Below are 22,278 nucleotides of genomic sequence, written 5' to 3' on the forward strand. Positions count from 1 at the left end.
CCGGAATCGCTTTTGCGGGCTCAGTCCTTGTCGACGTCGCCTTCGGCAGGGCGCTCGATGCGGCCCTGGTCAAGGCGGGTCTCCGCCTTGTCGTTCAGCGCTTTCGTCAGGGATTTCTCGGCCTTGGTGCGGCCGAAGGAGATGCGATTCTGCTCGGCCTGCTTGTCCTTTTCCGTGCGCTCGCGACGCTTGCGGAACTGGCGCAGATTGACGACGTCTCCGGTCATGAGCCGCGGCTCCTCGGATCAGTTCTTCTTGCGGAAGGAATCGAGCGAGACGACGGAGCCGCCGCCATTCTTCGGCTCGGTGGGCTTGTCGTCCTTGGCCGAGGTCTCGGCATTTTCTTCCGGAACGGGATAGGCGGTGATCTCCGCCGATTCCTGTTCTTCTTCCTCGCCGGCCGCCACGTCGAACTCCAGTTCGAAATTGACCGACGGGTCGTAGAAGCCACGGATGGCGTTGAACGGGATCACCAGCCGTTCGGGCGTGTCGGAGAAGGAGAGGCCGATTTCGAAGCCGATTTCGGTGACTTTCAGCTCCCAGAACTGGTGCTGGACCACGATGGTCATCTGTTCGGGATACTTGGCTTTCAGGTGCTGCGAGATGCGCACGCCCGGCGCGCCGGTCAGAAAGGTGATGAAGAAGTGGTGCTCTCCCGGCAAGTGACCGGTGGTGGCAACCTCCGTCAGGACCTTTCGGATGACGCTGCGCAGTGCGTCCTGTGCCAGAATGTCGTAGCGGATGTGGTCCTGGCCCATGAGCGTCCCGTCTTTCCTCGAACTCAATCTACTGTCTGCTGCCGGCTTGGAGGTCAAGCCGTCGGCTTTTCATTGCCCGTCTGAAGCAGACGAGTCAATTATTCAAGCATCTATAGACCATTTCGAAGCGGGGGAGAAGGTGAAGGCTTCTGTTGCCAGGTGCCTTCGGACCCCGCCTTACGGTGCTACCCGGAAGGACTTGATTTGAAGTGTCGCACCGCGATTAAGCAGCGAGACGTGCTTCAGCATAGTTGTCGTTTGCAACTATAAGTTTAGCCCGATAACGGTGGTACAATGCCGAGCAAAAAGTCGATCTTTACGCCCTTGTCGATCCTATTTCGCCCCCAGCAAAAGCCGATCGATTCTGATCGGTTTTTGGTGGAGGCGCCGGGTACCGCCCCCGGGTCCAATGGGTTTATTTCATCGCCCGTTTATTGCCATAGCCGCCCGAAGACGGCAGAGTTCATATAGGTCTTTCCGGGCCCCAAGAAAAGGGGGATGTGTCGGATATATGACTTTCTCCCGGACTGCCCGGTGCCGAACCGCCTTGACTTGACCGGCATCCATGAAAAACTCCCGCTGCTGCCACGCGGCCGGCAATCTCCGGCCGCAGTTTCGAAAAGCAAAGCAAGCTGGAGGCCTCATGACGGACTACCTCGCAGATGTGCAGAAATACGACAGCGGCGCCGACGAAGCGATCGTGAACAAGATCGTGCGTCACCTTGGCATTGCGCTTCGCAACCGGGATTCCTCGCTCGTTTCGGCGTCGGATCCGAAGGAGCTCGAGCGGGTCAAGGAGAAATGGTGCGAGAAGAAGCTCGGCATCAGCGGCGCCGATGCGGACAGCGCGATCGACGCCACCGTCAAGGCGATGTCGGCGGACCGGTCGAAATCGCGCGTCACCTTCTATTATCTGGTGGCCAAGAACCTCGGCAAGCTACAGACCTTGTAGCTCCCCGCCGAATTATCCGGGATAATCGTCCCGTGGTCATTGGTTCGCCGCCGGCTTCGTCCTAAATTTAGCGAAAGTACGAATCGGCGGCGCCAGACCATGCAGCAATATCTCGACCTTCTCGACCATGTGATGACCAACGGATCCGACCGCGGCGACCGGACGGGAACGGGCACGCGCTCAGTCTTCGGCCACCAGATGCGCTTCGACCTCTCCGAGGGCTTCCCGGTGCTGACGACCAAGAAGCTGCACCTGCGCTCCATCATCCATGAACTGCTGTGGTTTTTGAAGGGCGACACCAATATCCGCTATCTCAAGGAAAACGGCGTCACCATCTGGGACGAATGGGCAGACGAGAACGGCGACCTCGGCCCGGTCTATGGCTACCAGTGGCGCTCCTGGCCGGCGCCGGACGGGCGCCATATCGACCAGATTGCCGGCCTCGTCGAAAGCCTGAAGACCAACCCGAATTCCCGCCGCCATATCGTCTCGGCGTGGAACCCGGCGCTCGTCGACGAGATGGCGCTGCCGCCCTGCCATTGCCTTTTCCAGTTCTACGTCTCCGACGGCAAGCTCTCCTGCCAGCTCTACCAGCGCTCGGCCGACATCTTCCTCGGCGTGCCCTTCAACATCGCTTCCTATGCGCTCTTGACGATGATGGTGGCGCAGGTGACGGGCCTGAAGCCGGGTGATTTCGTGCACACGCTTGGCGACGCGCACATTTACCACAACCATTTCGAGCAGGCCCGGCTGCAGCTCACCCGCACGCCGAAGGCGCTGCCGAGGATGGAAATCAATCCAGACGTGAAAGATCTCTTTTCCTTCCGTTTCGAAGACTTTACGCTTGTCGGCTACGAAGCCGATTCATCCATCAAGGCGCCGATCGCCGTCTGACATATCCTGATGCTGCGGGTGGCCGGTCCGCATTTCTGAATTCTTCTCGATGCCGATGCCGCGCCACCCTTCGGGCGGGGCAGGAGCTTCCGTCGCCCGCACGCGCAGGGGCCGGCAATCCAAGGTGAGGGGCGGCCGGGGAGGGCTGTCGTCCAAGGGAGGTATCGATGCTCACACTCGTTCATGCGCCGCTGTCGCGATCCTCGCGCATCGTCTGGCTGCTTGAGGAGCTGGGCGCGGAATACGAGATCCGCTACGTCTCGATCCGCCGCTGGGACGGCTCGGGTGAGCCCGACGACAACAACCCGCATCCGCACAAGCAGGTGCCGGCGCTCATCCATAATGGCGCGGTGATCTGGGAGTCGGCCGCCGTCGTGCAGTATCTCACCGACCTCTATCCCGATTGCAGCCTCGGCCGGCCGCCCGGCCACAAGGAGCGTGGCGCCTATCTCTCCTGGCTTGCCTATTACGCGGGGGTGATCGAGCCGACGGCGCTTGCCCATATCTCCGGCGCCACCATCAACAACCCGGCGCAGGCGCGGCTCTACAGCGAAATGTGCGCCCATGTGATCGACGTGCTCACCCGACGGACCTATCTGCTCGGCGAAACGATGAGTGCCGCCGATCTGCTTTTGGCAAGCGCGCTGCAGTGGATGCGCAAGATCCTGCCGGAAAGCACGGTCGTCGATCGCTACATCCGCGTGGTAACGGACCGGGCAGCCTATGACCGCGCCAGAGAAATCGACAGCAAACCGAACGGGTTCCATGACTGAAACGAAGACCACCCACCCGAAGATATCGATCGTCGTCGCCGTTGCCGCAAACGGCGTCATCGGCCGCGACGGCGATCTGCCCTGGCGGCTTTCGACCGATCTCAAGCGCTTCAAGGCGCTGACGATCGGCAAGCCCGTGATCATGGGGCGCAAGACCTGGGCGTCGCTCGGGCGTCCGCTTCCCGGCCGCGCCAACATCGTCATCACCCGCAACGCGGATTTTGTGGCGGAAGGGGCAAGCGTCGTCCCGTCGCTCGATGCGGCGGTAGCGCTTGCCGGCCGAGAGGCGGAGGCCGCGGGCGTGGACGAGATCTGCGTGATCGGTGGCGGCGAGATCTACCGCCAGTCGATCGCGCGTGCCGATATCTTGCATGTGACCGAGGTGCAGGCGACCGTGGATGGCGATACGCGCTTCCCCGATATCGATCCCGGCATTTTCGAGAAGGTCTTCGAAGAGGACCTGCCGCAGGGTGAAAAGGACAGCCACGCCATGCATTTCGTCACCTTTAAGCGGCGTGCGACAGCCTGACGCGGCGGATCGTCAACTATTTTGAACCATTTACGGTGAACTCGGGTCTATCGCGTTGAAAGCGGTGCGGGTGATACCTATAACGGTTTCACATCATGAACGACCGTGCGGTGGCGCGGCCGTTCAGCGTGGGAAGTATTCAAAAGAGAGGTTTTGATGCCCTGGAGCAATCAGAATGGCGGCGGCGGTGGCCCATGGGGCGGCGGCGGTGGCGGCGGCAATCAGGGGGGTCCCTGGGGCCAGGGGCCAAACCGGCCGCGTGGCGGCAAGGGCGGCCCGCCGGATCTGGAAGAGATCATTCGCCGTGGCCAGGACCAGCTCAAGAACGTCGTTCCCGGCGGCTTCAATGGTGGCGTCTTCGCCATTATCGGCCTGCTGATCGTCGGTTTTGTCCTGATCAATTCGATCTACACGGTGCAGCCGGACGAGCGCGGCGTCGAGATGCGCTTCGGCAAGCCGAAGGACGAGATCTCGATGCCTGGCCTGCACTATCATTTCTGGCCATTCGAGACCGTCGAATTCGTCAAGATCACCGAGCAGCAGCAGAACATCGGCGGGCGCTCTAGCGGCCAGTCGAATTCCGGCCTGATGCTCACCGGCGACCAGAACATCGTCAACGTCCAGTTCTCGGTTCTTTATTCGGTCACTGATCCGAAGGCTTACCTCTTCAACGTCGAGAACCCGTCCGACACGCTGCAGCAGGTGGCCGAAAGCGCGATGCGCGAAGTCGTCGGTCGTCGTCCGGCGCAGGACATCTTCCGTGACAACCGTCAGGCGATCGCCGCGGACGTGAAGAGCACGATCCAGGCAACGATGGACACCTACGGCACCGGCGTTTCCGTCAACACGGTCGCCATCGAGGACGCCGCACCGCCGCGCGAAGTGGCCGATGCGTTCGACGAAGTGCAGCGCGCCGAGCAGGACGAGGACCGCTTCGTCGAAGAAGCCAACCAGTATGCCAACCAGGTGCTCGGTAAGGCACGCGGTCAGGGTGCGCAGATCCGCGAAGAAGCGGCCGCCTACAAGGACCGTGTCGTCAAGGAAGCACAGGGTGAGGCGCAGCGCTTCATCTCCGTCTATGACGAGTACTCCAAGGCGCCTGACGTTACCCGCAAGCGTCTCTATCTCGAAACCATGCAGGGCGTTCTCGGCAAGTCGAAGAAGGTCATCATCGACGAGAAGAACGGGCAGGGCGTACTGCCATATCTGCCGCTGAATGAAATCGGTCGTCCGACGACGTCGGGTGCCGCAGCAGTTTCGGGAGCAGGCCAGTGATCAACAATCGTACCTCCGTTATCCTGATCCTGCTCGCCGTCGTCTTCGTCGGCATCTATTCCTCGGTCTTCGTCGTCAACGAGCGCCAGCAGGCGATCGTCGTTCGCTTCGGTCAGATCAAGGACGTCAAGAGCCAGCCGGGCCTTTACTTCAAGCTGCCCTTCGCCTTCATGGATGCCGACCGCGTCCAGTACGTTGAAGACCAGGCACTGCGCTTCGACCTCGACAACATCCGTGTCCAGGTCTCGGGCGGCAAGTTCTACGAAGTTGATGCCTTCGTCGTCTACAAGATCTCCGATCCCCGCCGCTTCCGCGAGACGGTCTCCGGCGATCGCGACTCGGCGGAATCGCGTCTCAGGACCCGTCTCGACGCGTCGCTGCGCCGTGTCTACGGTCTGCGTGGCTTCGAGGCTGCCCTTTCGGACGAGCGTGCGTCGATGATGCGCGAAGTGCGCGCCGACCTCAAAACCGACGCGGAGTCGCTCGGCCTCAACATCGAGGACGTCCGTATCCGTCGCACCGACCTGACGCAGGAGGTCTCGCAACAGACCTACGACCGCATGAAGGCCGAGCGTCTGGCGGAAGCGGAACTGATCCGCGCCCGCGGTAACGAAGAAGGCCAGCGCCGCCGCGCGATTGCCGACCGTCAGGTCGTCGAAATCGTGGCCGAGGCCCAGCGTGATTCGGAAATCCTGCGCGGTGAAGGCGAAGCCGAACGCACAAGGACCTTTGCCGACGCCTTTGCGCGCGATCCGAAGTTCTTCGAGTTCTATCGCTCCATGACCGCTTACACGCAGTCGATCGGTAGCCCGGACACGACGCTGGTGCTTTCGCCGCATTCGGAATTCTTCCGTTACTTCAATAACTCGGAAGGCACTCCGCCGGCCGCGGCACCTCAAGCAGCGACCGGAAACTAGGCGGGCGATGTCAGACTTTCTGACAGGATTCGCTTTCTTCCTGATCATCGAGGGGCTGGTGTACGCACTGGCCCCTTTGGTTTTGGTGGAAATGGCGAAGCGTTTGCCGTATGTCCCCGAACATCAGCTTCGACTGGCGGGGCTCGTTTGCGTGGCTGCCGGAGTCGGACTTGTATGGTTGCTTCGAGGATAATGCGAAATGCCACATAAACTGCTGATCCGGCTGGTCGATGCCGAATACGCCATCACCCGCCTCAATATCGGCTCCAGCATGCCGGAATGGCTGCCGGGGCCGGGCTTCTGGACCGTGTCGAGCTCGCGCGAGGAGATGACGCTAGTCTGCCGGGCCGCCCGCGTGCCGTCCAGCGTCCAGAGTTCGCTCGGCTGGCGCTGCTTCCGCGTCGAGCAGCATTTTGCCTTTGACGTGCCCGGCGTGCTCGCCTCGGTGCTCCGGCCGCTTTCGGATGCCGGCGTCGGCGTCTTTGCCAATTCGACCTTCAGCACCGACTACATTTTCGTTGCCGGCTCCGATCTCGACAAGGCGGTCCAGGCGCTGAAAGACCACGGCCACGAGCTCACCACCTGATCAGCCACGCCCGGCCTCGACCTAAAGGCTCGGCCGGGAACGCCCGTCCTTTCGCACCCTTGCGCGCAAGGATCAGGAAATCGTGTTTGGACCCTTCCGAATTCCGCCTTATCTTCAGAGGAAAGTCGGACGTCGCGGTCTTGCGGCTTGCGTTTGTCAAATCTGCCGCATAAGCCCGGCCGGCGGTTTCGGTCGAGGCGGAATTATGCGAAGAATCAAAGTGCTATGGTGTGCCGGTGTCACCGCACACAGCCAGAGGAGCTGAAGCGAATTGTCCACGCGATCAAAATCCCGAGTACACTCGCTTGGCGCCTCCCTCGGCGTTCTGGCGCTCGCAGGCGCGCTTGCCTTCAGCAGCACCGCACTCGCCCAGAACACGGCGATCCGGCCGCCGAGCAATGGCCCGGCCTCCGTCGCCGATCTGGCCGCCGGACTGCTGGATGCCGTCGTCAACATCGCGACTTCGCAGAAGGTCAAGAACGACGATGATGCGCCGGCGCCGCAGGTGCCGGAGGGCTCGCCCTACCAGCGCTATTTCGACGAATTCTTCAAGGGCCAGGGCAATCAGGGCGGTAACCGCCAGCGCACGGTCGAATCGCTCGGCTCCGGCTTCGTCATCGATCCCTCTGGCTACATCGTCACCAACAACCACGTGATCGAGGGTGCCGACGACATCGAGATCAACTTCGCCAATGGCAGCAAGCTGAAGGCGAAGCTCGTCGGCAAAGACACCCAGACCGATCTCGCGCTGCTGAAGGTCGAGCCGAAGGCGCCGCTGAAGGCCGTGCCTTTCGGGGATTCGCGCAAGATGCGCATCGGCGACTGGGTGATGGCGATCGGCAACCCGTTCGGCCTTGGCGGTTCCGTTTCGGTCGGCATCATCTCGGCGCGCGGCCGCAACATCAACGCCGGCCCCTATGACAATTTCATCCAGACGGACGCTGCGATCAACCGCGGCAATTCCGGCGGGCCGCTGTTCAATATGGCCGGCGAAGTGATCGGCATCAACACGGCGATCATCTCGCCAACGGGCGGCTCGATCGGCATCGGCTTCTCCGTGCCGACCGAACTTGCCGCCAATGTGGTGCTGCAGCTCAAGGACTTCGGGGAGACCCGGCGCGGCTGGCTCGGCGTGCGGGTCCAGCCGGTGAACGACGATATCGCCGAGAGCCTGAAGATGGACGCGCCGCGCGGCGCGCTCGTCTCCGGCATCATCGAGGGCGGGCCGATCACGCACGGCGAGATCAAGGCCGGCGACGTCATCGTCAAATTCGACGGCCATGATGTTGGCGAGGTGCGCGACCTGAAGCGCGTGGTCGCCGAAAGCCCCGTCGGTAAGGCGGTCGATGTCGTGGTGATCCGCGATGGCAAGGAACAGACAGTCAAGGTGACGCTCGGACGCCTCGAGGATGGCGCGCTTGCAAGCGCCGACGCGGCAACCGGCGACGAGGGGTCGAAGGCTGACAAGCCGGAGGCTGCGCCGCTTCCAGCGACCGACGTCGTGCTCGGCATGAAGCTTGCGACGCTCAACGACGAGGCGCGCAAGAAATACGGCATTGCCGAAGACGTGGACGGCGTTGTCATCACCGAGGTCGCGCCGAATTCGGTCGCGGCAGAGCGGCGCGTAGAGGCGGGCGACGTCATCGTCGAGGTCGGTCAGGAGGCGATGGAGACGCCCGCCGACGTGGCCGACCGGGTCGAGGAGCTGAAATCCAGCGGCCGTCGCCACGCCGCCCTTCTGATCTCCAACAAGTCCGGCGAATTGCGCTTCGTCACCGTTCGGGTGGAGTAGGGCGCATCGCGCCTTTCGGCAGTTGCGATTGCGGCATCGGATCGATGCCGCAGCGCCGCTTTCGGTCGAAGCCGATTGTCTGAATCTTTTCAGTGCTATCGCCTCTGGGGCTGAGAGGCTGAATCCACGTCCTCAGGTTTTGATTCAACGCTGCGGTGCGGCCGACGGGCCGCAGCGCGCTCATGATGGGCACAGACACGGCCCTTCATCCCGCTGCCGCGACCTTCTCCCCGCTTGCGGGGAAAGGGTTAGGGTGAGGGGCATTCGAGAAGTGGTGAGGTGCCCTTCTTTCAGCAGTCGTCGCTCGCTTGCCTGGGGTGCGGGGACGGCTTGCGCGCCGGCTGGAAGGTCATCAGCCTGAGGGCTTCGAACAGAATTTCGATAATCGTATGCATTGCCGCACCTCCTTTCTTGCAAGCATTTCACTCCACTTGCCGGCACCCCTCAAACGAGTTTACAGTCGCCTTCGGATAACTTGAGGTTATGCATGAAGCGCGGCCGACTGCCCCTGACAGCGTTGCGGAGTTTCGAGGCGGCCGGGCGACTGGAGAGTTTCACACTGGCTGCATCGGAGCTTTTCGTCTCGCAGGCGGCCATCAGCCGGCAGGTGCGCGAGCTCGAAGAGCTGATCGGCCGGCCGCTGTTTGAGAGGCTCCACCGCGGTGTGCGGTTGACGGCCGATGGTCAGGCGCTGCTCGGCACGCTGACATCTGCCTTCGACATGGTGGGCGAAAGCCTCGACGCGCTCTCGGGGCGGCGGTTGTCGCAGACGCTGAAGGTCAGCGCCGAACCATCCTTTGCCGGCTGCTGGCTGGTGCCGCATTTGCAGGAATTTCAGGAGGCGCATCCGGAGATCGATCTGGTGATCGATGCGGAGTCGCGGCTCGCCGAGTTTCGAAGCGGCGAGGCCGATATCGCCATCCGCCACAGCTTGACCGCCCGCGCCTGGTCGCGGGTGGAGGCGCGGCCCCTTGCCGAGGTGGAGATGGTCCCGGTGATCACGCCTGCGCTTGCCGGCGCCGGGCCGCCGCTCGACCGACCCGAAGACCTGTTGCAGCATCCATTGTTGCATGAGGATAACCGGCAACTCTGGGAACAATGGTTTGCGGCGGCCGGCACCGCGCCGGTGAAGCTTGCACGCGGCGCGATCTTCGCCGATGGCTCGATGGTGCTGCAGGCGACGCTGCGCGGCAGCGGCGTCGGCCTCATCGACCGCGACCATGCCCGCGACGACATCGCCGCCGGCCGGCTGATCCAGCCGTTCGACGCCTCAGTGCCCTATGGCGCGTTCTTCATCGTGGCGCGGCGCTTCGAGGCGCTGTCGGAGGCGGCCAGAGCCTTTGTCGACTGGATCGAACGGAGCTACCCGGGGGCGGGGCGAAAGCGGTGAGGCGGCCCTTATCCTCACGGCGAGCGCTTGCCCCTCATCCGCCTGCCGGCACCGTCTCCCCGCACGCGGGGAGAAGGAAAGATATGGCGAACACTCGCCATTCTTCAGAGGTGGTTGGGTAGTGCCAGTGCGGCTGGCGTCTCTCTTCCCGCCTGCGGAGAGAGATGTCCGGCAGACAGAGAGGGCAACCCACGAAGCGGCAGCTTATTTCCCGGCCTTTGAACGATGCGCGCGCCATTCCTCGGCGCTGATCGCATAGAGCACATGCCGAACCAGGGTCGGCTGATCGGTTGGGACGCGGGGGTGGTCGAAGTCGCGACTTGGGTCGCGGTGCATGCCGATCCGTTGCATGACAGCGGTCGAGCGGGTGTTGGCGGGAACCGCGAAGGAGACGACCTCGCTCAAGCCCTTTTCCTCGAAGCCGTAGCGCAGCAGGGCGTTGGCCGCTTCGGTGACGTAGCCCTTGCCCCAGTAGGGCGGAGCCAGTCGCCAGCCGATTTCGACGGTTCCTTTGGGCAGGTGCGGCTCCAAATCCGTGAGCGCGAGGCCGCAGAAGCCGATTGGCTTGTCGTCGGCCTTGAGCGCCACGGCGAAGAAGCCGAAGCCGGTTTCGGCGATGCCCTTGCCGACGCGATCGAACAGCGCGTCTGATTCCGCGCGGCTGCGGCGGAAGGGAAAGAATTCCATCACCTTGGGATCGCTGTTGATCGCGAAGAAGAGATCGCGATCGCTTTCCTTCCAGGCGCGGATGCGCAGCCGCTCAGTCTCGGCAATGATCATCCGGCGAAATCCGTCTTGCGATAGCCCTGCAGATAGAGAAGGGCGGTGAGGTCGCCGTGGTCGATGCGGACCTTCGCCTGCTCGGCAACGACGGGCTTGGCGTGCAGCGCCACGCCGGTGCCGGCAAGCTGGATCATGCCGAGATCGTTGGCGCCGTCGCCGACAGCAAGGGCATCGTCCGTCGAGATGCCGAGGCGGTCGGCGATCTCGATCAGCGAATCGACCTTGGCCTGCTTGCCGAGGATGGGATTGGCGACTTCGCCAGTGAGGATGCCGTCTTCGGCGATCAGCGTATTGGCGCGGTTCTCGTCAAAGCCGAGCATCTCGGCGATCGGGCCGGTAAAGACGGTGAAACCGCCGGAGACGAGCGCGGTATAGTGGCCCCTGCTCTTCATCGTTGCGATCAGTTGTTTTCCGCCCGGCGTCAGCGTGATGCGCTTGGCGATGACCTCGTCGACGACGCCAAGTGGCAGGCCCTTCAGAAGTCCTACGCGTTCGATCAGCGCCGGCTCGAAGGCGATCTCGCCGTTCATGGCGCGGGCGGTGATCGCCGCCACCTTGTCTTTCAGGCCGACTTCGGCGGCGAGTTCGTCGATGCATTCCTGGCCGATCATGGTCGAGTCCATGTCGGCGATGAGCAGCTTCTTGCGGCGGCTCTCGGCGTCTTGCACGGCGACATCGACCGGTGCATCGCCGATCACGCCGCGCAGCAGGGTTTCGGCGGCATCCGGATCGGTGCCGTCGGTCAGCGCGATATCGCAGGCGATGCCATCGGCGAGCCAGTAGAGGCCGGATGCCTTGACGGCGTCAGCGGCTGCTTCCGCCAGTGCTGGCGTCAGAACAGGATTTGACGGATTGGCGATAAGCGTGGCAACGAGAGCCATGGACAACAACCTTGATACCGAGAGCGACGCGATCCTGATAACCGGGCCGACCGCCAGCGGCAAGTCCGCGCTTGCCGTCGAACTGGCGCGCCGACACGGCGGCGTGGTCGTCAATGCCGACAGCATGCAGGTCTATGACACGCTGCGGCTGTTGACGGCGCGGCCGGACGAGGTCGACATGGGCGGCATCGGGCACTGTCTTTACGGCCATGTGCCGGCGGCATCCGCCTATTCCACCGGTGCCTGGGCGCGTGAAGCGCAGGCATTGGTCGCTCAGCTCAAGGGCGAGGGACGCTTGCCGGTTTTTGTCGGCGGCACCGGGCTCTATTTCAAGGCGCTGACCGGTGGTCTCTCGGACATGCCCGAGATCCCGGCGGCAATCCGGGAAAGGCTGCGCGAGCGGCTGAAAGCGGAAGGGGCGGAGGCGCTGCATCGCGACCTCGAAGCCAGGGATCCGGAAACGGCGGTGACACTGAAGCCCGGCGACGGCCAGCGGATCGTGCGGGCGCTCGAAGTGGTGGAGGCGACCGGCAAGCCGATCCGCTTCTTCCAACAGCAGACCGGCCCCATGATCGTCGACCCGGACCGGGCGGCAAAATATGTCGTGCTGCCGGAGCGAAAGCTCCTGCACGACCGCATCAACCGTCGCTTCCAGTTGATGCTTGCCGGCGGCGCGATCGACGAAGTGCGGGCGCTGCTTGCGCTCGAGCTGCCGTCGGAAATGCCCATCATGAAGGCGATCGGCGTCAGCCAGATCGCAGCCCTTCTGAAGGGCGAACTCGACGAGGCCGAAGTGATCGAGATGGGTGCTGCGGCAACGCGACAATATGCCAAGCGGCAGATGACCTGGTTCCGTAACCAGCTCGACGACAGCTGGCAGCGCATTTCGAGCGCCGAGGAGGTGCTTTGACGAGCGCCGTTGCTGCGGATCAGTCGGAGAGGTTCAACTGCCAGGACACGCCGAAGCGGTCGGTGACCCAGCTGAAGCGCTGGCTGAAGCCGTAATTGTCGAGTGGCATCAGCACTGCCCCGCCTTCGGCGAGCATGCCATAAAGCGTGATGATCTCATCCTCGCTCTGGCATTCCACGAAGAAGGAGAACGACGGGGTGAAATCGAAGGCGTGCCGGACCGGGCTGTCGATGCACTTGACCCGCTGCGCGCCGAGCCGGAAAAGCGCCACCTTGACGCTGCCTTCGGGACCTTGCTCATCCGGTCCATAGCGCTCGACTTCCAGCACCTCGGCATTCGGGAACAGCGAGACGTAGAAGGCCATGGCGTCGTCGGCGACGCCATCCTGGAACATCAGAAAGGGCGTGATGCTTGTGACCATGGCGCGCTCCCGTTGCCGTCGGTGTCAACAAAACCGGCTGACTGATCCTACCCCAGGATGTCGCCACGACAACGGTCGGCCCGCGGCAAAGTTTCCTTGCAGGATAGGCGCTGATGCCTTGCTGTGAGCGGGGCGGCTTGCAGGTTCGGGCGGCGCATGCCATGTCCCGATCATGACAGACGAGCAGAAAACGTCTCCTGACAGCGCGGAAATCCGTCTGTCTCCCGATGAAGTCCTGGTGCTTTTTGAACTTCTGTCGCGTTGGAGCGAGGAGAACGCAGTTCCAACGCCGGACGCCTCCTGTTTCGAAAGCACGGCCGAATGCGCGGTGCTGCTCGGAGTGCTGGCAGACCTTCAAAAGCAGTTGGTCGCACCCTTTCGCGAAGACTACGCCGAAGCGGTGAAAGCGGCACGCCGCCGTCTGGCGCCATCGTGGGATTCCCCTGACCTCAGGGGGTGATTTGCTTGCTTGTGCCTACGCTTGATCGGCTCACACCAGTCACGCCAGCAGCGGCCACAGCACCAGTCCGATCCCGATGATGCTGGTCGCAAACAGGACCGAGCGCAGCACGGGAATGCCGATCGCATAGGCGAGCCAAAAGGCGAGCCGTGCCGAAAGCCAGACGATCGCACCGAGTTCCGTCGTCGTGTTGTTTGCGCCGGTGACTTCGACTGCAAGCAGCGCGGACGCGGCGAAGGGAAAAGTCTCGAGGAAGTTTGCCTGCGCGCGTTTCAGCCGTCCGACGGGGGGCGTTGGCGGCGGCCCGGCCGCTTCGCGCGAAGAGAGCGACCAGGCCAGTCCGTTCTGGCGCGTCTGGAGTTGCGCCGCGACAAAAACCTGGATGATGCCGAAGATGCAGCCGAGCGCCAGCACGGTCATCTCCATGCTCATGGCCGCGCTCCGAAAGCCGTCTCGAACCATGCCGTCGCGTGTGCCTGCGCCATGTCAGCCATCGTGCTTTCCTCCCGCATTGTTTGCTGAAAGCACGCTAACTCTCTGGTACGATATCGTAAATACGGACAAAAAGGATAGTACGGGGGGCGCCGACATGACGGAACAAGCCGTGGCATCGGACCGAGGTGTCGGGCCGAAAGTGTCCAGCCTGACCGGTCTCGACATGAGCCATATCCGGCTCTGCCCCGCCATCGCCTTCAACCAGATCGTCGGCGGGCGCTACAAGCTGCACATCCTCTGCGTGCTCGAAGGCGGGACGCACCGCTATGGCGAAATCGGACGGTCGCTGCTTCGTGGCGGGCTCGGTAAGCCGATCACCCCGCGTATTCTCAGCCGCGAACTGCGGGAACTGGAGGAACGGGGCCTGATCAGTCGCCGGGACTATCCCGTGGTGCCGCGCAAGGTGGAGTACAGCCTGACCGACCATGGGCGGGCGCTGATGCCGATCCTTGCCGAAATCGTCCGCTGGGGCGCAACGGGCGCGCACGAGCAAATCCTCGGGATATGACTTCCTCCTGCTCGGCCCTTCAAAACGTCGAGAAGGCTGTCGCGCTCACGCTTTCACGGCCGAGAAGAAGAGGAAGCGCGGTTTGGTCGTCAGGCTCCTGTAGGCGTCCGGAAAGAGCGTGCTGGCACGCGGATCGGGCTCCGGTTCGCTCACCGTCTCGGTGGCAAATCCGGCTGATTTGAGCGCATCGAACATGGCGTGCAGCGGGCGGTGCCAGAAGCGCATGTGGATGGTCCTGCCGCCCCGTTCCCAGGTATCGTCGAAGCGATAGGTCTCGAAATAGTTGTCGTGACCGGAAAGGGAATGATCCATGAACGGATGGTGCGTTGAGAAAACCAGGCGGCCGCCCTTCTGCAGAACCCGGTTGAATTCGGAAAGCGGGAGCGACCAGTCCTCCAGATAGTGCATGACGAGGGATGCCACGATGAGGTCGAAGGCACCGTCGTCGAACGGCAAGGGTTCGCCCAGATCGGCCCTCAGCAATTGCGCACGCCCGTCGAGGCGTCGACGGGCGATGTCCAGAAGACCGGCGCTGCGATCAATGCCCGTCACCGTGGCGCCGCGCTCGATGAGCGCTGCCGCGTGCGCTCCGCCGCCGCAACCGGCGTCGAGCACCCGAAGCCCGGCGACGTCGCCGCCGAGTGCCAAAGTCGCCGGCCGCTCGTAATAGGCGTTCCAGGCGTTGTTCTCGTTGTCGGCATCATAGGCTGCCGCAAAGGCATCGTAGTCGTTCTCTGGCAAGGTCTTTTCTCCGCTGCCACCGAAAGGCGTGCGCGATCAGATGTCGAAGCGCTTGAAACTTCTATTCTATCGGTCTGCGACGCCATCGGGCAACGCCGCTTGTGCCGTTCTGTTCGGGTGCCCGGAGCCACGGCCGCATTGGGGCGGGCCGAAGCATGCCAATCGCGTTAACGTGGAGCGGCCCCTGGAGGACCTTCGGTCGCAAGGACGCGTGCGACCACCCAGCGAGCCGCTATTCCTCTCCAGAGTTGTTCACGCACTGCCGCCCGCAGCGCATGTCTGGACAAAACGCTTTTACATCTCTGGTTGTCATCGGGCAAATGGGGCGCCCGCAGTTTCACGCGTTCGCTACCTAGGTCTTGCGGATGATGCTGCCGAGGGGCCGCTTCAACAGGCTTTCGCGCAGCGAGCCCTGGCGCGGCCGCTCGCCGGACGCCGGGTCAGCCGTTTGCGAACGGCGTTGGGCCTGATCGGCCGGGGATGGCTCGTTCAAGAGCTGCTGGCGGATCTGATTGAAGCGCTCCAGCTCCGGATTGACGGGGGCAGGCGCGCGCGGAAGCATGTCCGGACGATAGGGCTCGATCTCGACCTGCGGCTCGCTGAGGCCCGGTTGCGGCTCGGCTTCTGCCGTGGCGCCCAGTTCGGTCTCCCAGCGCTGCTCTTCGCTCACGGTCTGCGCCGCCATGTAGCTCTGCTGGAAGTTCGAAATATCCGGCCCGTTGATGGCGCGCATGCGGCTGACGATCGCGCGCAGGTCAACGGTCGGCGGATGGTCCTCGTCGATCCGGTCGATGATCCCGTGGGCGCGCGGCAGGCGCTCCTCGGCGATGCGAGAAAAGCGCATGCGCATCGGCACGGCCACCGCCTCGCCGAATGCGATTGCCTCGCCATTGCCGATCGAGGAAATGAAGCTCGTCGTCGATGTCGACGAGTTCGGAATGGCCGAGCGGATGATGTCCTGGTCGCGGTCGTTGGCAAGCCGCATGGCAAAGACCGTCGAGCACTGCGACAGGATCGTCGGATCGAGTTCGCCGGGGCGCTGGGTGATGATGCCGAGCGATACGCCGTATTTGCGGCCTTCCTTGGCGATGCGGGCGATCGCCTGCCGCGTCGGCAGGAAGCCGAGCGACGGATCGGCCGGCACGTAGCGGTGCGCCTCTTCGCAGACGACCAGCATATGGATGCCGCCATTGCTCCAGAGCCCGATTTCAAACGCCATGCGGCAAAGCACCGAGGCGACGGAATTAACGACTTCCGAGGGGATGCCGGCCAGCTGGAAGGTGGCGATCGGCCGGCCGTCGCCTGGAATGCGGAAAACCCGGGCGATCGTATCCTGGATCGTGTCGGTGATCGTGTTCGACGAGAACATGAAATGATAGCGCGGATCGTTGATCGCCGAGACGATCTTGACCTTGAGCGAGCGCAGATGCGGCTTGTCGTTGCGCCCTTCGAGCCGGCCGATGCGCTCGTCGATCAGCGCCAAGAGGTCGGCGATGCGGTAAGGCACCGGCGTGTCGGCGGTGATCGAGCTCTTTTCCGTCTGGCGCCGCACGATGCCGGCGTCGCCGCCGCCGCGGAAGGCCTTCTTCGCCTCGGGGATGATGTCGCGCAGCATGTCGAGCTCGTCCGGCGGCGCCGGGCGGCCGCGGAAGATCACCTCTGCGAACTCCTCCAGTCGGAAGAACCAGAAGGGCAGGTCGAGCGTATCGGTGTCGATGACGACGGCAAGGTCGGGGAAGGCGGCGGCGAACTCGTTGTGCGGGTCGAGGATCAGCACGCGCAGCTTCGGATCGGCAATGATCGCCTTGTTGAGCAGCAGCGTGACCGCGGTCGACTTGCCGACGCCGGTCGTGCCGACGATGGCGAAATGCTTGGCGAGCATCGAGGGCACGTGAATGGTTGCGTCGAGGCTCTCGTCCTGGGTCAGCTTGCCGATGATGCAGCTGTCGTTGCGGCCGGAATCGTAGATGCGCGCAAGGTCGGCGGCGCGGATGCGGTGGGCGATGGCACCGAGATAGGGATATTGGCTGATACCGGCGGAAAACTCTTCACGACCGTCGGGCCCCCTATGGACCTCGCCCATCAGTTCGACTTCGATGCGGAAGGTGTTGTTGGTCTCTTCGCCCCATTCGCTGGAGGTGGTCTGCATCGAATAGACCAGCGCCACCACGCGGTTCCTGCCGACGGAAATGGAAATCAGCCGGCCGACGGACCAGAGTTCGGTCAGCGACGTCTCGCCGCTCTCTGCGATCGCAGCGATCGTCGCGCGCGCGCCGTTGCAGGCAACCACCCGTCCGAGGAACCGGTTGCCGGGCTTCAGGCCGTCACGGCGATCCTGCTCTCCGGCACGGATCGAGGAATGAAGTTCATTGTTCAGCAACGCGAGAAACCCCGGCAATACGGCGCTTCATGTTAGCCAAGGGGATTTAACAAGTGGTTTCGAGATGTTGCACGCTCGAGCACGCGGGGCACGGGCAGCGGCACGGCGACTTGCGCGATCCGATTAGTTCCCTGTCAGAGCGATAGCCGGCCGGCCATCCTCCTCGCCGAGCTACCGTACTGCCAGCGCATCATGAAGTACGAGACGGTCAGGAGGAGGGCCATACCGCCTGCGATCACGAGACAGAGAACCATGTCCAGAGACATCAGCAGGGAGACGAACTGCTGCCGGTTGACGTAGTAGGCGATCTCATAGCCTGGGTCGCCAAATACAAACGCCATGACGTAGACCCAAGCAGCAATTGCAACACCCGGCAGAATGCTAATTGCCGTGGCTAAGCCCAAGGAGACGCGGGCCAGTTTCGCTTTCTCTTCTTCCGTCGGGCATCGGCGATGCCTTTGCACGAAACGGCTGGCTGTGGCGGTAGCCGATGACAATGTCTGCGCAAACCAGACGCCGTATGCAGTTCCCTTCGGTATCGGGCCAACAAGGGTCTCGTAGGCGAACATCCCGGCCACGCAGACTCCTGTCAACGCCAGGCAAACGAGGGCGAAGTAGCGGTAATATGGCGTCAGCGACACGGTCGGCGTCATGCGTGGTTCCTGGCGGGCGGTTGTGGGGCCACTTGGCATGATTAGCGCATAACGTGCAAGATTGTGCGCTCTCCCTGAGCAAACTGTCGGGAAAGCTCGCCGACGTTGGCCGGACTGTGTGACGCCTCAGCCCTCCGATGGTTTGATGCACTGAGCAAACGACCGGAACAGCGCCCGCCCTTCCGGCCAGTCGCTCAACCCGCTCTTGCCGTTGATATGGCCGACGGCGCCGGCTTCGGCGAGCCGGCTGCCCCATTGCGCCGCCCGCATCTGCGCGTAGCCGATGGTGCCGAAGGGGTCGTTGGAACTCGCGACGATAAGGGAGGGAAAACGGAAGCGTTCCGTCGGGACCTTGGCGAAGCTGGCAGCCTCCGCCGGGAAGGCCGCAGACGTCGGATCGGGAACCGCCACGAGAAAAGCGCCGGCGATCGGACGGGTGCGGACCGCATGCCAATGGGCGACGAGCAGACAGGCAAGGCTGTGGGCGACGAGAAGGGGTGGCTCGCTTGCTGAGGCAATGGCGCTGTCGAGCGCCTGGATCCAGTCGGCAAGCTGCGGACGATCCCAATCGCCGGGTTGGAAACGGCGCATGTGAGGGTCTGCATACTCCCATCGGGTTTGCCAGTGCGCCTCGCCTGAACCGCCGATGCCGGGCAGGATGATGATATCGTTCATGTCGTCCTCTCATCTTGAACATTGGGGAGACTGCCAGCTTCCCTTGACCATCTGAATGCGCAATCATCGGAAAGTGCGGCCGCTTGCCGATGGATTTAAAGGTGAAACATGGCGGTTGACCGTTCTGCCCTCGACCCGACCGATATCGCGATCATCGAGGTATTGCAGGAAGACGGACGCATCGCGATCTCGGAGCTCGGGCGGCGTATCGGTCTGTCGCAGCCGGCGACCTCGGAGCGGGTCAAGCGGCTGGAGGAGCGCGGCATCATTTCCGGTTATGGCGCACGCATCGATGCGGCACGCCTCGGGCTTGGCATGATGGCGGTGATCCGCCTGAAGACGACGCACGAACATATCCGTGCCTGCCTCAAGCAGTTTTCCGAGATGCCGCAGGTGATCGAGGTGCTGCGGCTGACCGGCGAGGACTGTTTCCTTCTCAAGGTGCTGGTGCCGACGCCGGGCGAGCTTGAAACGATCGTCGACACGATCGCGCGCTATGGCGCCGTGACGACGTCGCTTGTCTTGAGCGGCGAGCCGGAAAAGCCGATCGGGCGGGCGCTGATCCAGCGGGTCTGAGACTGAGCGCCGGGCACGCTCCGACTTGATGAAAGTCAATGCAGAACGCGAGAGGACGCGGGATAATTCAACCATAGGCCAGGCACGTCCGCTCGGGTGACCGTCGGGGGCGTTGCCGGCCACGGACGCTCGAAGGGCGAGCGGGAAGCGGGCGAGGGGAAGCCATGAGCGATGCAATTGCCTATTTTCGTCGGACACCCATACTCTGGCTGATCGTCTTCGTGCCGATCGCGATCGCCGGCGAGCACATCTGGCCGGACGCCCATACGCTGCTCTTCCTGCTGTCGGTGGCGGCGATCGTGCCGCTGGCGGCGCTCCTGAGCCAGGCGACGGAGGCGGTTGCGGCCCGCACCGGCGACACGGTCGGCGCGCTCTTGAATGCAACGCTCGGCAACCTGACCGAGCTCGTCATCGCCCTGATGGCGCTTGCTGCCGGCCAGTATCTGCTGGTCAAGGCCTCGATCGCCGGCGCGATCGTCACCAACACGCTGTTCATGCTGGGTGGTTCGTTTCTGCTCGGTGGGCTCAAGTTTCACCTGCAGGAGTTCAACCGGGTGAATGCGCGCTTTCTGGCGAGCCTCCTGTTCATGGCGACGATCGCCGTACTCGTGCCTTCGCTGATCGGTGCTGCCGACGGCCAGCCGCAGACGGCTTTCACCCAACAGCTGAGCGCCGGCCTCTCCGTCCTTCTCATCATCACCTATGGGCTCTGGATGCTGTTTTCGCTGAAGACCCATCGCGAGCTGTTCGTCTCGGCCACTTCCGAGCATGGCGGTGATGAACCGCACTGGCCGCTGGCGACGGGCATCATCGTGCTGCTGGTGGTGACCGTTCTTGTGGCGCTCGTCAGCGAAGTTTTCGTCGGCTCGGTGCAGGTCGCGGCCGAAGAGCTTGGCATGACGCCGGCCTTCGTCGGCTTCGTCGTCGTCGCGCTCGTCGGTGCTGCGGCCGAGATGGCGACGGCTTTCTCCGCTGCGCGCAAGGATCGGCTGGACCTGAGCGTCGGCATAGCGCTCGGCAGCGCCGTGCAGATTGCGCTCTTCGTCGCGCCGCTGCTGGTGCTTCTGAGCTACGTGCTCGGGCCGCAGCCGATGGACCTGCAGTTCTGGCCGGGGGCGATCGTGATGATGCTGGTCGCGACCATGGCCGCGACGCTGCTTTCCAACGGCGGGCGGTCTGCCTGGTACATGGGCGTGCTGGCACTCACCGTCTACGTGATCTTCGCCATGACGCTGTTCCTGCTGCCGCCGCAGGTGTAGCCCTGCGGTCGGCTGAAATCAGCGCCCGCCGGCCGCAATCAGGCTGCGGGCGCAGTCGAGGATGGTGGCGTTCACCGGCCTCGGCGCAAAGCCAAGCAGGCGCCGGGCTTTGTCGGATGACAGCGCAAACTTGCGACCGAGCAGCGGGGCCAGCGGCTTCAAATCGGCGCTGAGCGGGGCCAGCAGCCGCACGAGCGCCGTCGGCAGCCGTCGCGTCGGCACCTTGCGGCCATCGACGCCGAGGCCCAGGCGCAGCGTGGCGGCGATCTCCTCCATCCATTGGAAGTCGCCGGCGGCGAGAAAGCGTTCGCCTGCGGCCCCAGGCGCGGTCATGGCGGTGACGTGCAGGTCGGCGAGATCGCGTACGTCCACCACCCAGAAACCGAGGCGCGGCAGGAACCGCGGCCGGCCGCCAACGAGGTCGCCGATGATCTTCACCGAGCCGAGATTTTCGCTCGAAAGCACCGGACCGAAGACGGCGCCGGGCAGCACCGTGGCGAACTCCGTCGCCTTGCCCTCCATGAACTTCCAGGCGGCACGCTCGGCGAGGATCTTGGAGACCCGGTAATTGTCAAATTGCGGGTCGTCGGGGTCGGCCCAGCGCGTCTCGTCGCTGGCAAGGCCTGAGTCCAGCGGCGGCCGGGTCGTGGCGGCCGCCGAAGTCATCACCACACGCCGGACGCCGGCATCGACGGCGGCGGAAAGCACCCGCAGCGTGCCTTCGCGGGCCGGCGTAACATAGGCGTCGCGACCGCCGCCGGAAACGCCGCCGAGCGGTGAAGCGACGTGCAGGACATAGGTGCAGCCCTCCATCGCCTCGGCCCAGCCGTCATTTCCGGTCAGATCGGCCCTGGCGAAGGACAGTCGGTCTGTCGCGTCGCTGACGGCGGCGATCGAGCGCCAGACGGCGTCGGCCTTTGCGAGATCGCGCAAGGTGGCGCGAACGTGGTATCCGCCTTCGAGCAGAGAGACGATGCACCAGCGGGCGACGAAGCCGGTGCCGCCGGTGACAAGAACACATTCATTCATTGGTTTTCATCTTCTTTCGTTGCGTCAGTCGCAGGTCCTGCGCATGGCCGCGAAGGGCTTGCGCCGGCTGATCCGGTAGACGGAGGCGGGCGGGAAGTTTCTGATGGTGCCGCCGATGCGCCGGGCGCGAAGGCCGAGCCGGTCGAGCAGCGGCCGCGGGATGGGGCAGCGCGGACCGTAGGTGAACTGGTAGAGATGGCCACCCGGCCGCATGTGCAGGAAAATACCGGAAAGGATTGCCATAACCTTGCGGGTGGGCATGGAGAGCAGCGGCAGGCCGCTGACCGCAGCGCCGATGCCTGCGGGAATTTCGGAATGACCATCGGCAAGCCGCGCCGCGTCGATCGAAAGAATGGTGGAGGCCGGGAAACGCGCCTTCAGGACGGCAGCAAAGTCAGGGCCGGATTCGACCAGCACAATGTCTTCCTCGCGCACGCCCCGCTCGATCAACGCGCGCGTGAAGACACCGGTGCCGGGACCGAGTTCGAGCACCGGGCCATAGCGAGGGTCGATCTCGCGCGTGATCAACCGGGCAAGCGACCGGGAGGACGGCGTGACCGAGGCGACGCGCAATGGATCTGCGAGCCAGGAGCGGAAGAAATGCAGGCTGTCGCCATAGGCGCAAATGCTGGTCACGTGAG

The 22,278-nt window shown here is 63.6% G+C and carries 27 protein-coding genes and 1 other RNA gene; 15 read left to right on the forward strand and 13 right to left on the reverse strand.

All coding sequences use genetic code 11. From position 1 onward, the window contains the following. Positions 1-20: 20 nt before the first annotated feature. The 3 genes from IB262_RS01120 to ssrA all read right to left on the reverse strand — a co-directional run bounded on the left by IB262_RS01120 (position 21) and on the right by ssrA (position 1,255). Entirely contained in the window at positions 21-227 is a 207-nt protein-coding gene (locus IB262_RS01120; protein WP_034792596.1) for a DUF4169 family protein, read from the reverse strand. Positions 228-245: 18 nt separating this feature from the next. Beyond that, positions 246-758: an SspB family protein gene (locus IB262_RS01125; RefSeq protein ID WP_034792598.1), complete on the reverse strand. Its 513-nt coding sequence runs from the start codon at positions 756-758 to the stop codon at positions 246-248. Between the two features lie 138 nt (positions 759-896). Next, positions 897-1,255: a transfer-messenger RNA gene (ssrA, locus tag IB262_RS01130) on the reverse strand. 146 nt (positions 1,256-1,401) lie between these two features. On the opposite strand from ssrA, the gene IB262_RS01135 reads away from it, so the two are divergent. The 10 genes from IB262_RS01135 to IB262_RS01180 all read left to right on the forward strand — a co-directional run bounded on the left by IB262_RS01135 (position 1,402) and on the right by IB262_RS01180 (position 9,866). Next, complete coding sequence (locus IB262_RS01135) at positions 1,402-1,710, forward strand: DUF2853 family protein (protein WP_034792600.1); 309 nt, start codon at positions 1,402-1,404, stop codon at positions 1,708-1,710. A 99-nt stretch (positions 1,711-1,809) separates the two neighbouring features. Continuing rightward, on the forward strand, positions 1,810-2,604 hold the full coding sequence (locus tag IB262_RS01140; RefSeq protein ID WP_060515960.1) for a thymidylate synthase: 795 nt from the start codon (positions 1,810-1,812) through the stop codon (positions 2,602-2,604). 167 nt (positions 2,605-2,771) lie between these two features. After that, positions 2,772-3,377 carry a glutathione S-transferase gene (locus IB262_RS01145; protein WP_060515961.1) on the forward strand — a complete coding sequence of 202 codons (606 nt, stop codon included), beginning with the start codon at positions 2,772-2,774 and terminating at the stop codon, positions 3,375-3,377. After that, positions 3,370-3,906 (forward strand): dihydrofolate reductase, encoded by a 537-nt coding sequence (locus IB262_RS01150; RefSeq protein WP_034792608.1) that lies wholly within the window; start codon positions 3,370-3,372, stop codon positions 3,904-3,906. Before IB262_RS01145 ends, IB262_RS01150 begins: the two co-directional genes overlap by 8 nt. Positions 3,907-4,062: 156 nt before the next feature. Beyond that, positions 4,063-5,181 (forward strand): FtsH protease activity modulator HflK, encoded by a 1,119-nt coding sequence (gene hflK / locus IB262_RS01155; RefSeq protein ID WP_034792611.1) that lies wholly within the window; start codon positions 4,063-4,065, stop codon positions 5,179-5,181. Beyond that, positions 5,178-6,098, forward strand: a complete 921-nt coding sequence (locus tag IB262_RS01160) for a protease modulator HflC (RefSeq protein WP_060515963.1) — start codon at positions 5,178-5,180, stop codon at positions 6,096-6,098. Before hflK ends, IB262_RS01160 begins: the two co-directional genes overlap by 4 nt. Positions 6,099-6,105: 7 nt before the next feature. Beyond that, positions 6,106-6,291, forward strand: a complete 186-nt coding sequence (locus IB262_RS01165) for a DUF2065 domain-containing protein (RefSeq protein ID WP_034792618.1) — start codon at positions 6,106-6,108, stop codon at positions 6,289-6,291. 6 nt (positions 6,292-6,297) lie between these two features. Beyond that, positions 6,298-6,684, forward strand: a complete 387-nt coding sequence (locus tag IB262_RS01170) for an ACT domain-containing protein (RefSeq protein ID WP_034792627.1) — start codon at positions 6,298-6,300, stop codon at positions 6,682-6,684. 271 nt (positions 6,685-6,955) lie between these two features. Beyond that, positions 6,956-8,476: a DegQ family serine endoprotease gene (locus IB262_RS01175; protein ID WP_112974920.1), complete on the forward strand. Its 1,521-nt coding sequence runs from the start codon at positions 6,956-6,958 to the stop codon at positions 8,474-8,476. Between the two features lie 487 nt (positions 8,477-8,963). Beyond that, a complete protein-coding gene (locus tag IB262_RS01180; RefSeq protein WP_034792628.1) occupies positions 8,964-9,866 on the forward strand; it encodes a LysR substrate-binding domain-containing protein in 903 nt (300 codons plus the stop codon). 204 nt (positions 9,867-10,070) lie between these two features. On the opposite strand, the gene IB262_RS01185 is transcribed toward IB262_RS01180, so the two are convergent. Together IB262_RS01185 and serB are read right to left on the reverse strand one after the other, a co-directional pair. Continuing rightward, positions 10,071-10,646: a GNAT family N-acetyltransferase gene (locus tag IB262_RS01185; protein ID WP_060515966.1), complete on the reverse strand. Its 576-nt coding sequence runs from the start codon at positions 10,644-10,646 to the stop codon at positions 10,071-10,073. After that, complete coding sequence (serB, locus tag IB262_RS01190; RefSeq protein ID WP_060605449.1) at positions 10,643-11,530, reverse strand: phosphoserine phosphatase SerB; 888 nt, start codon at positions 11,528-11,530, stop codon at positions 10,643-10,645. Before serB ends, IB262_RS01185 begins: the two co-directional genes overlap by 4 nt. Here serB and miaA point away from each other — a divergent pair. Further along, positions 11,529-12,440 (forward strand): tRNA (adenosine(37)-N6)-dimethylallyltransferase MiaA, encoded by a 912-nt coding sequence (gene miaA, locus IB262_RS01195; RefSeq protein WP_112974919.1) that lies wholly within the window; start codon positions 11,529-11,531, stop codon positions 12,438-12,440. The two genes, serB and miaA, sit on opposite strands and share 2 nt — an antisense overlap. Before the next feature lie 19 nt (positions 12,441-12,459). Here the strand turns inward: miaA and IB262_RS01200 are convergent, their stop codons facing one another. After that, positions 12,460-12,861 (reverse strand): VOC family protein, encoded by a 402-nt coding sequence (locus IB262_RS01200; RefSeq protein ID WP_112771080.1) that lies wholly within the window; start codon positions 12,859-12,861, stop codon positions 12,460-12,462. Positions 12,862-13,099: 238 nt separating this feature from the next. Here IB262_RS01200 and IB262_RS01205 point away from each other — a divergent pair, with 238 nt between their 5' ends. Beyond that, positions 13,100-13,321: a hypothetical protein gene (locus IB262_RS01205; RefSeq protein ID WP_348646879.1), complete on the forward strand. Its 222-nt coding sequence runs from the start codon at positions 13,100-13,102 to the stop codon at positions 13,319-13,321. A gap of 39 nt (positions 13,322-13,360) precedes the next feature. Here IB262_RS01205 and IB262_RS01210 read toward each other — a convergent pair whose 3' ends face one another. After that, entirely contained in the window at positions 13,361-13,753 is a 393-nt protein-coding gene (locus IB262_RS01210; protein ID WP_162728668.1) for an MAPEG family protein, read from the reverse strand. A gap of 157 nt (positions 13,754-13,910) precedes the next feature. On the opposite strand from IB262_RS01210, the gene IB262_RS01215 reads away from it, so the two are divergent. Beyond that, positions 13,911-14,324: a helix-turn-helix domain-containing protein gene (locus IB262_RS01215; protein ID WP_244546700.1), complete on the forward strand. Its 414-nt coding sequence runs from the start codon at positions 13,911-13,913 to the stop codon at positions 14,322-14,324. Between the two features lie 45 nt (positions 14,325-14,369). Here IB262_RS01215 and IB262_RS01220 read toward each other — a convergent pair whose 3' ends face one another. The 4 genes from IB262_RS01220 to IB262_RS01235 form a co-directional block, all read right to left on the reverse strand. Further along, on the reverse strand, positions 14,370-15,065 hold the full coding sequence (locus tag IB262_RS01220) for a class I SAM-dependent methyltransferase (protein WP_192493361.1): 696 nt from the start codon (positions 15,063-15,065) through the stop codon (positions 14,370-14,372). A 352-nt stretch (positions 15,066-15,417) separates the two neighbouring features. Continuing rightward, positions 15,418-17,445 carry an ATP-binding protein gene (locus IB262_RS01225; RefSeq protein ID WP_034793613.1) on the reverse strand — a complete coding sequence of 676 codons (2,028 nt, stop codon included), beginning with the start codon at positions 17,443-17,445 and terminating at the stop codon, positions 15,418-15,420. A 134-nt stretch (positions 17,446-17,579) separates the two neighbouring features. Then, positions 17,580-18,098 (reverse strand): ABZJ_00895 family protein, encoded by a 519-nt coding sequence (locus IB262_RS01230; protein WP_034792648.1) that lies wholly within the window; start codon positions 18,096-18,098, stop codon positions 17,580-17,582. Between the two features lie 126 nt (positions 18,099-18,224). Next, positions 18,225-18,773, reverse strand: a complete 549-nt coding sequence (locus IB262_RS01235) for an alpha/beta fold hydrolase (protein ID WP_112974916.1) — start codon at positions 18,771-18,773, stop codon at positions 18,225-18,227. A 108-nt stretch (positions 18,774-18,881) separates the two neighbouring features. Here IB262_RS01235 and IB262_RS01240 point away from each other — a divergent pair, with 108 nt between their 5' ends. Both IB262_RS01240 and cax read left to right on the forward strand, forming a co-directional pair. After that, the gene (locus tag IB262_RS01240) at positions 18,882-19,349 is read left to right on the forward strand and encodes an Lrp/AsnC family transcriptional regulator (RefSeq protein WP_034792656.1); all 468 of its coding nucleotides are present in this window, start codon (positions 18,882-18,884) and stop codon (positions 19,347-19,349) included. 164 nt (positions 19,350-19,513) lie between these two features. Further along, complete coding sequence (gene cax, locus IB262_RS01245) at positions 19,514-20,608, forward strand: calcium/proton exchanger (protein WP_034792668.1); 1,095 nt, start codon at positions 19,514-19,516, stop codon at positions 20,606-20,608. Between the two features lie 18 nt (positions 20,609-20,626). On the opposite strand, the gene IB262_RS01250 is transcribed toward cax, so the two are convergent. Both IB262_RS01250 and IB262_RS01255 read right to left on the reverse strand, forming a co-directional pair. Then, positions 20,627-21,637, reverse strand: coding sequence for an NAD-dependent epimerase/dehydratase family protein (locus IB262_RS01250; RefSeq protein WP_112974915.1), 1,011 nt, complete (start codon positions 21,635-21,637; stop codon positions 20,627-20,629). Between the two features lie 24 nt (positions 21,638-21,661). Further along, positions 21,662-22,273 (reverse strand): rRNA adenine N-6-methyltransferase family protein, encoded by a 612-nt coding sequence (locus tag IB262_RS01255; RefSeq protein ID WP_112974914.1) that lies wholly within the window; start codon positions 22,271-22,273, stop codon positions 21,662-21,664. Positions 22,274-22,278: the final 5 nt, after the last annotated feature.

Origin of the sequence: Ensifer sp. ENS02, from assembly GCF_014851885.1 — a bacterium.
GTDB classification, from domain to species: domain Bacteria; phylum Pseudomonadota; class Alphaproteobacteria; order Rhizobiales; family Rhizobiaceae; genus Ensifer; species Ensifer adhaerens.

What these genes read in the sequence shown, in the direction of transcription:
- IB262_RS01120 (WP_034792596.1), bottom strand. Translation starts at nt 227, where the DNA reads ATGACCGGAGACGTCGTCAATCTGCGCCAGTTCCGCAAGCGTCGCGAG.
- IB262_RS01125 (WP_034792598.1), bottom strand. Translation starts at nt 758, where the DNA reads ATGGGCCAGGACCACATCCGCTACGACATTCTGGCACAGGACGCACTG.
- IB262_RS01135 (WP_034792600.1), top strand. Translation starts at nt 1,402, where the DNA reads ATGACGGACTACCTCGCAGATGTGCAGAAATACGACAGCGGCGCCGAC.
- IB262_RS01140 (WP_060515960.1), top strand. Translation starts at nt 1,810, where the DNA reads ATGCAGCAATATCTCGACCTTCTCGACCATGTGATGACCAACGGATCC.
- IB262_RS01145 (WP_060515961.1), top strand. Translation starts at nt 2,772, where the DNA reads ATGCTCACACTCGTTCATGCGCCGCTGTCGCGATCCTCGCGCATCGTC.
- IB262_RS01150 (WP_034792608.1), top strand. Translation starts at nt 3,370, where the DNA reads ATGACTGAAACGAAGACCACCCACCCGAAGATATCGATCGTCGTCGCC.
- hflK (WP_034792611.1), top strand. Translation starts at nt 4,063, where the DNA reads ATGCCCTGGAGCAATCAGAATGGCGGCGGCGGTGGCCCATGGGGCGGC.
- IB262_RS01165 (WP_034792618.1), top strand. Translation starts at nt 6,106, where the DNA reads ATGTCAGACTTTCTGACAGGATTCGCTTTCTTCCTGATCATCGAGGGG.
- IB262_RS01170 (WP_034792627.1), top strand. Translation starts at nt 6,298, where the DNA reads ATGCCACATAAACTGCTGATCCGGCTGGTCGATGCCGAATACGCCATC.
- IB262_RS01180 (WP_034792628.1), top strand. Translation starts at nt 8,964, where the DNA reads ATGAAGCGCGGCCGACTGCCCCTGACAGCGTTGCGGAGTTTCGAGGCG.
- IB262_RS01185 (WP_060515966.1), bottom strand. Translation starts at nt 10,646, where the DNA reads ATGATCATTGCCGAGACTGAGCGGCTGCGCATCCGCGCCTGGAAGGAA.
- miaA (WP_112974919.1), top strand. Translation starts at nt 11,529, where the DNA reads ATGGACAACAACCTTGATACCGAGAGCGACGCGATCCTGATAACCGGG.
- serB (WP_060605449.1), bottom strand. Translation starts at nt 11,530, where the DNA reads ATGGCTCTCGTTGCCACGCTTATCGCCAATCCGTCAAATCCTGTTCTG.
- IB262_RS01200 (WP_112771080.1), bottom strand. Translation starts at nt 12,861, where the DNA reads ATGGTCACAAGCATCACGCCCTTTCTGATGTTCCAGGATGGCGTCGCC.
- IB262_RS01210 (WP_162728668.1), bottom strand. Translation starts at nt 13,753, where the DNA reads ATGAGCATGGAGATGACCGTGCTGGCGCTCGGCTGCATCTTCGGCATC.
- IB262_RS01215 (WP_244546700.1), top strand. Translation starts at nt 13,911, where the DNA reads ATGACGGAACAAGCCGTGGCATCGGACCGAGGTGTCGGGCCGAAAGTG.
- IB262_RS01230 (WP_034792648.1), bottom strand. Translation starts at nt 18,098, where the DNA reads ATGACGCCGACCGTGTCGCTGACGCCATATTACCGCTACTTCGCCCTC.
- IB262_RS01235 (WP_112974916.1), bottom strand. Translation starts at nt 18,773, where the DNA reads ATGAACGATATCATCATCCTGCCCGGCATCGGCGGTTCAGGCGAGGCG.
- IB262_RS01240 (WP_034792656.1), top strand. Translation starts at nt 18,882, where the DNA reads ATGGCGGTTGACCGTTCTGCCCTCGACCCGACCGATATCGCGATCATC.
- cax (WP_034792668.1), top strand. Translation starts at nt 19,514, where the DNA reads ATGAGCGATGCAATTGCCTATTTTCGTCGGACACCCATACTCTGGCTG.
- IB262_RS01250 (WP_112974915.1), bottom strand. Translation starts at nt 21,637, where the DNA reads ATGAATGAATGTGTTCTTGTCACCGGCGGCACCGGCTTCGTCGCCCGC.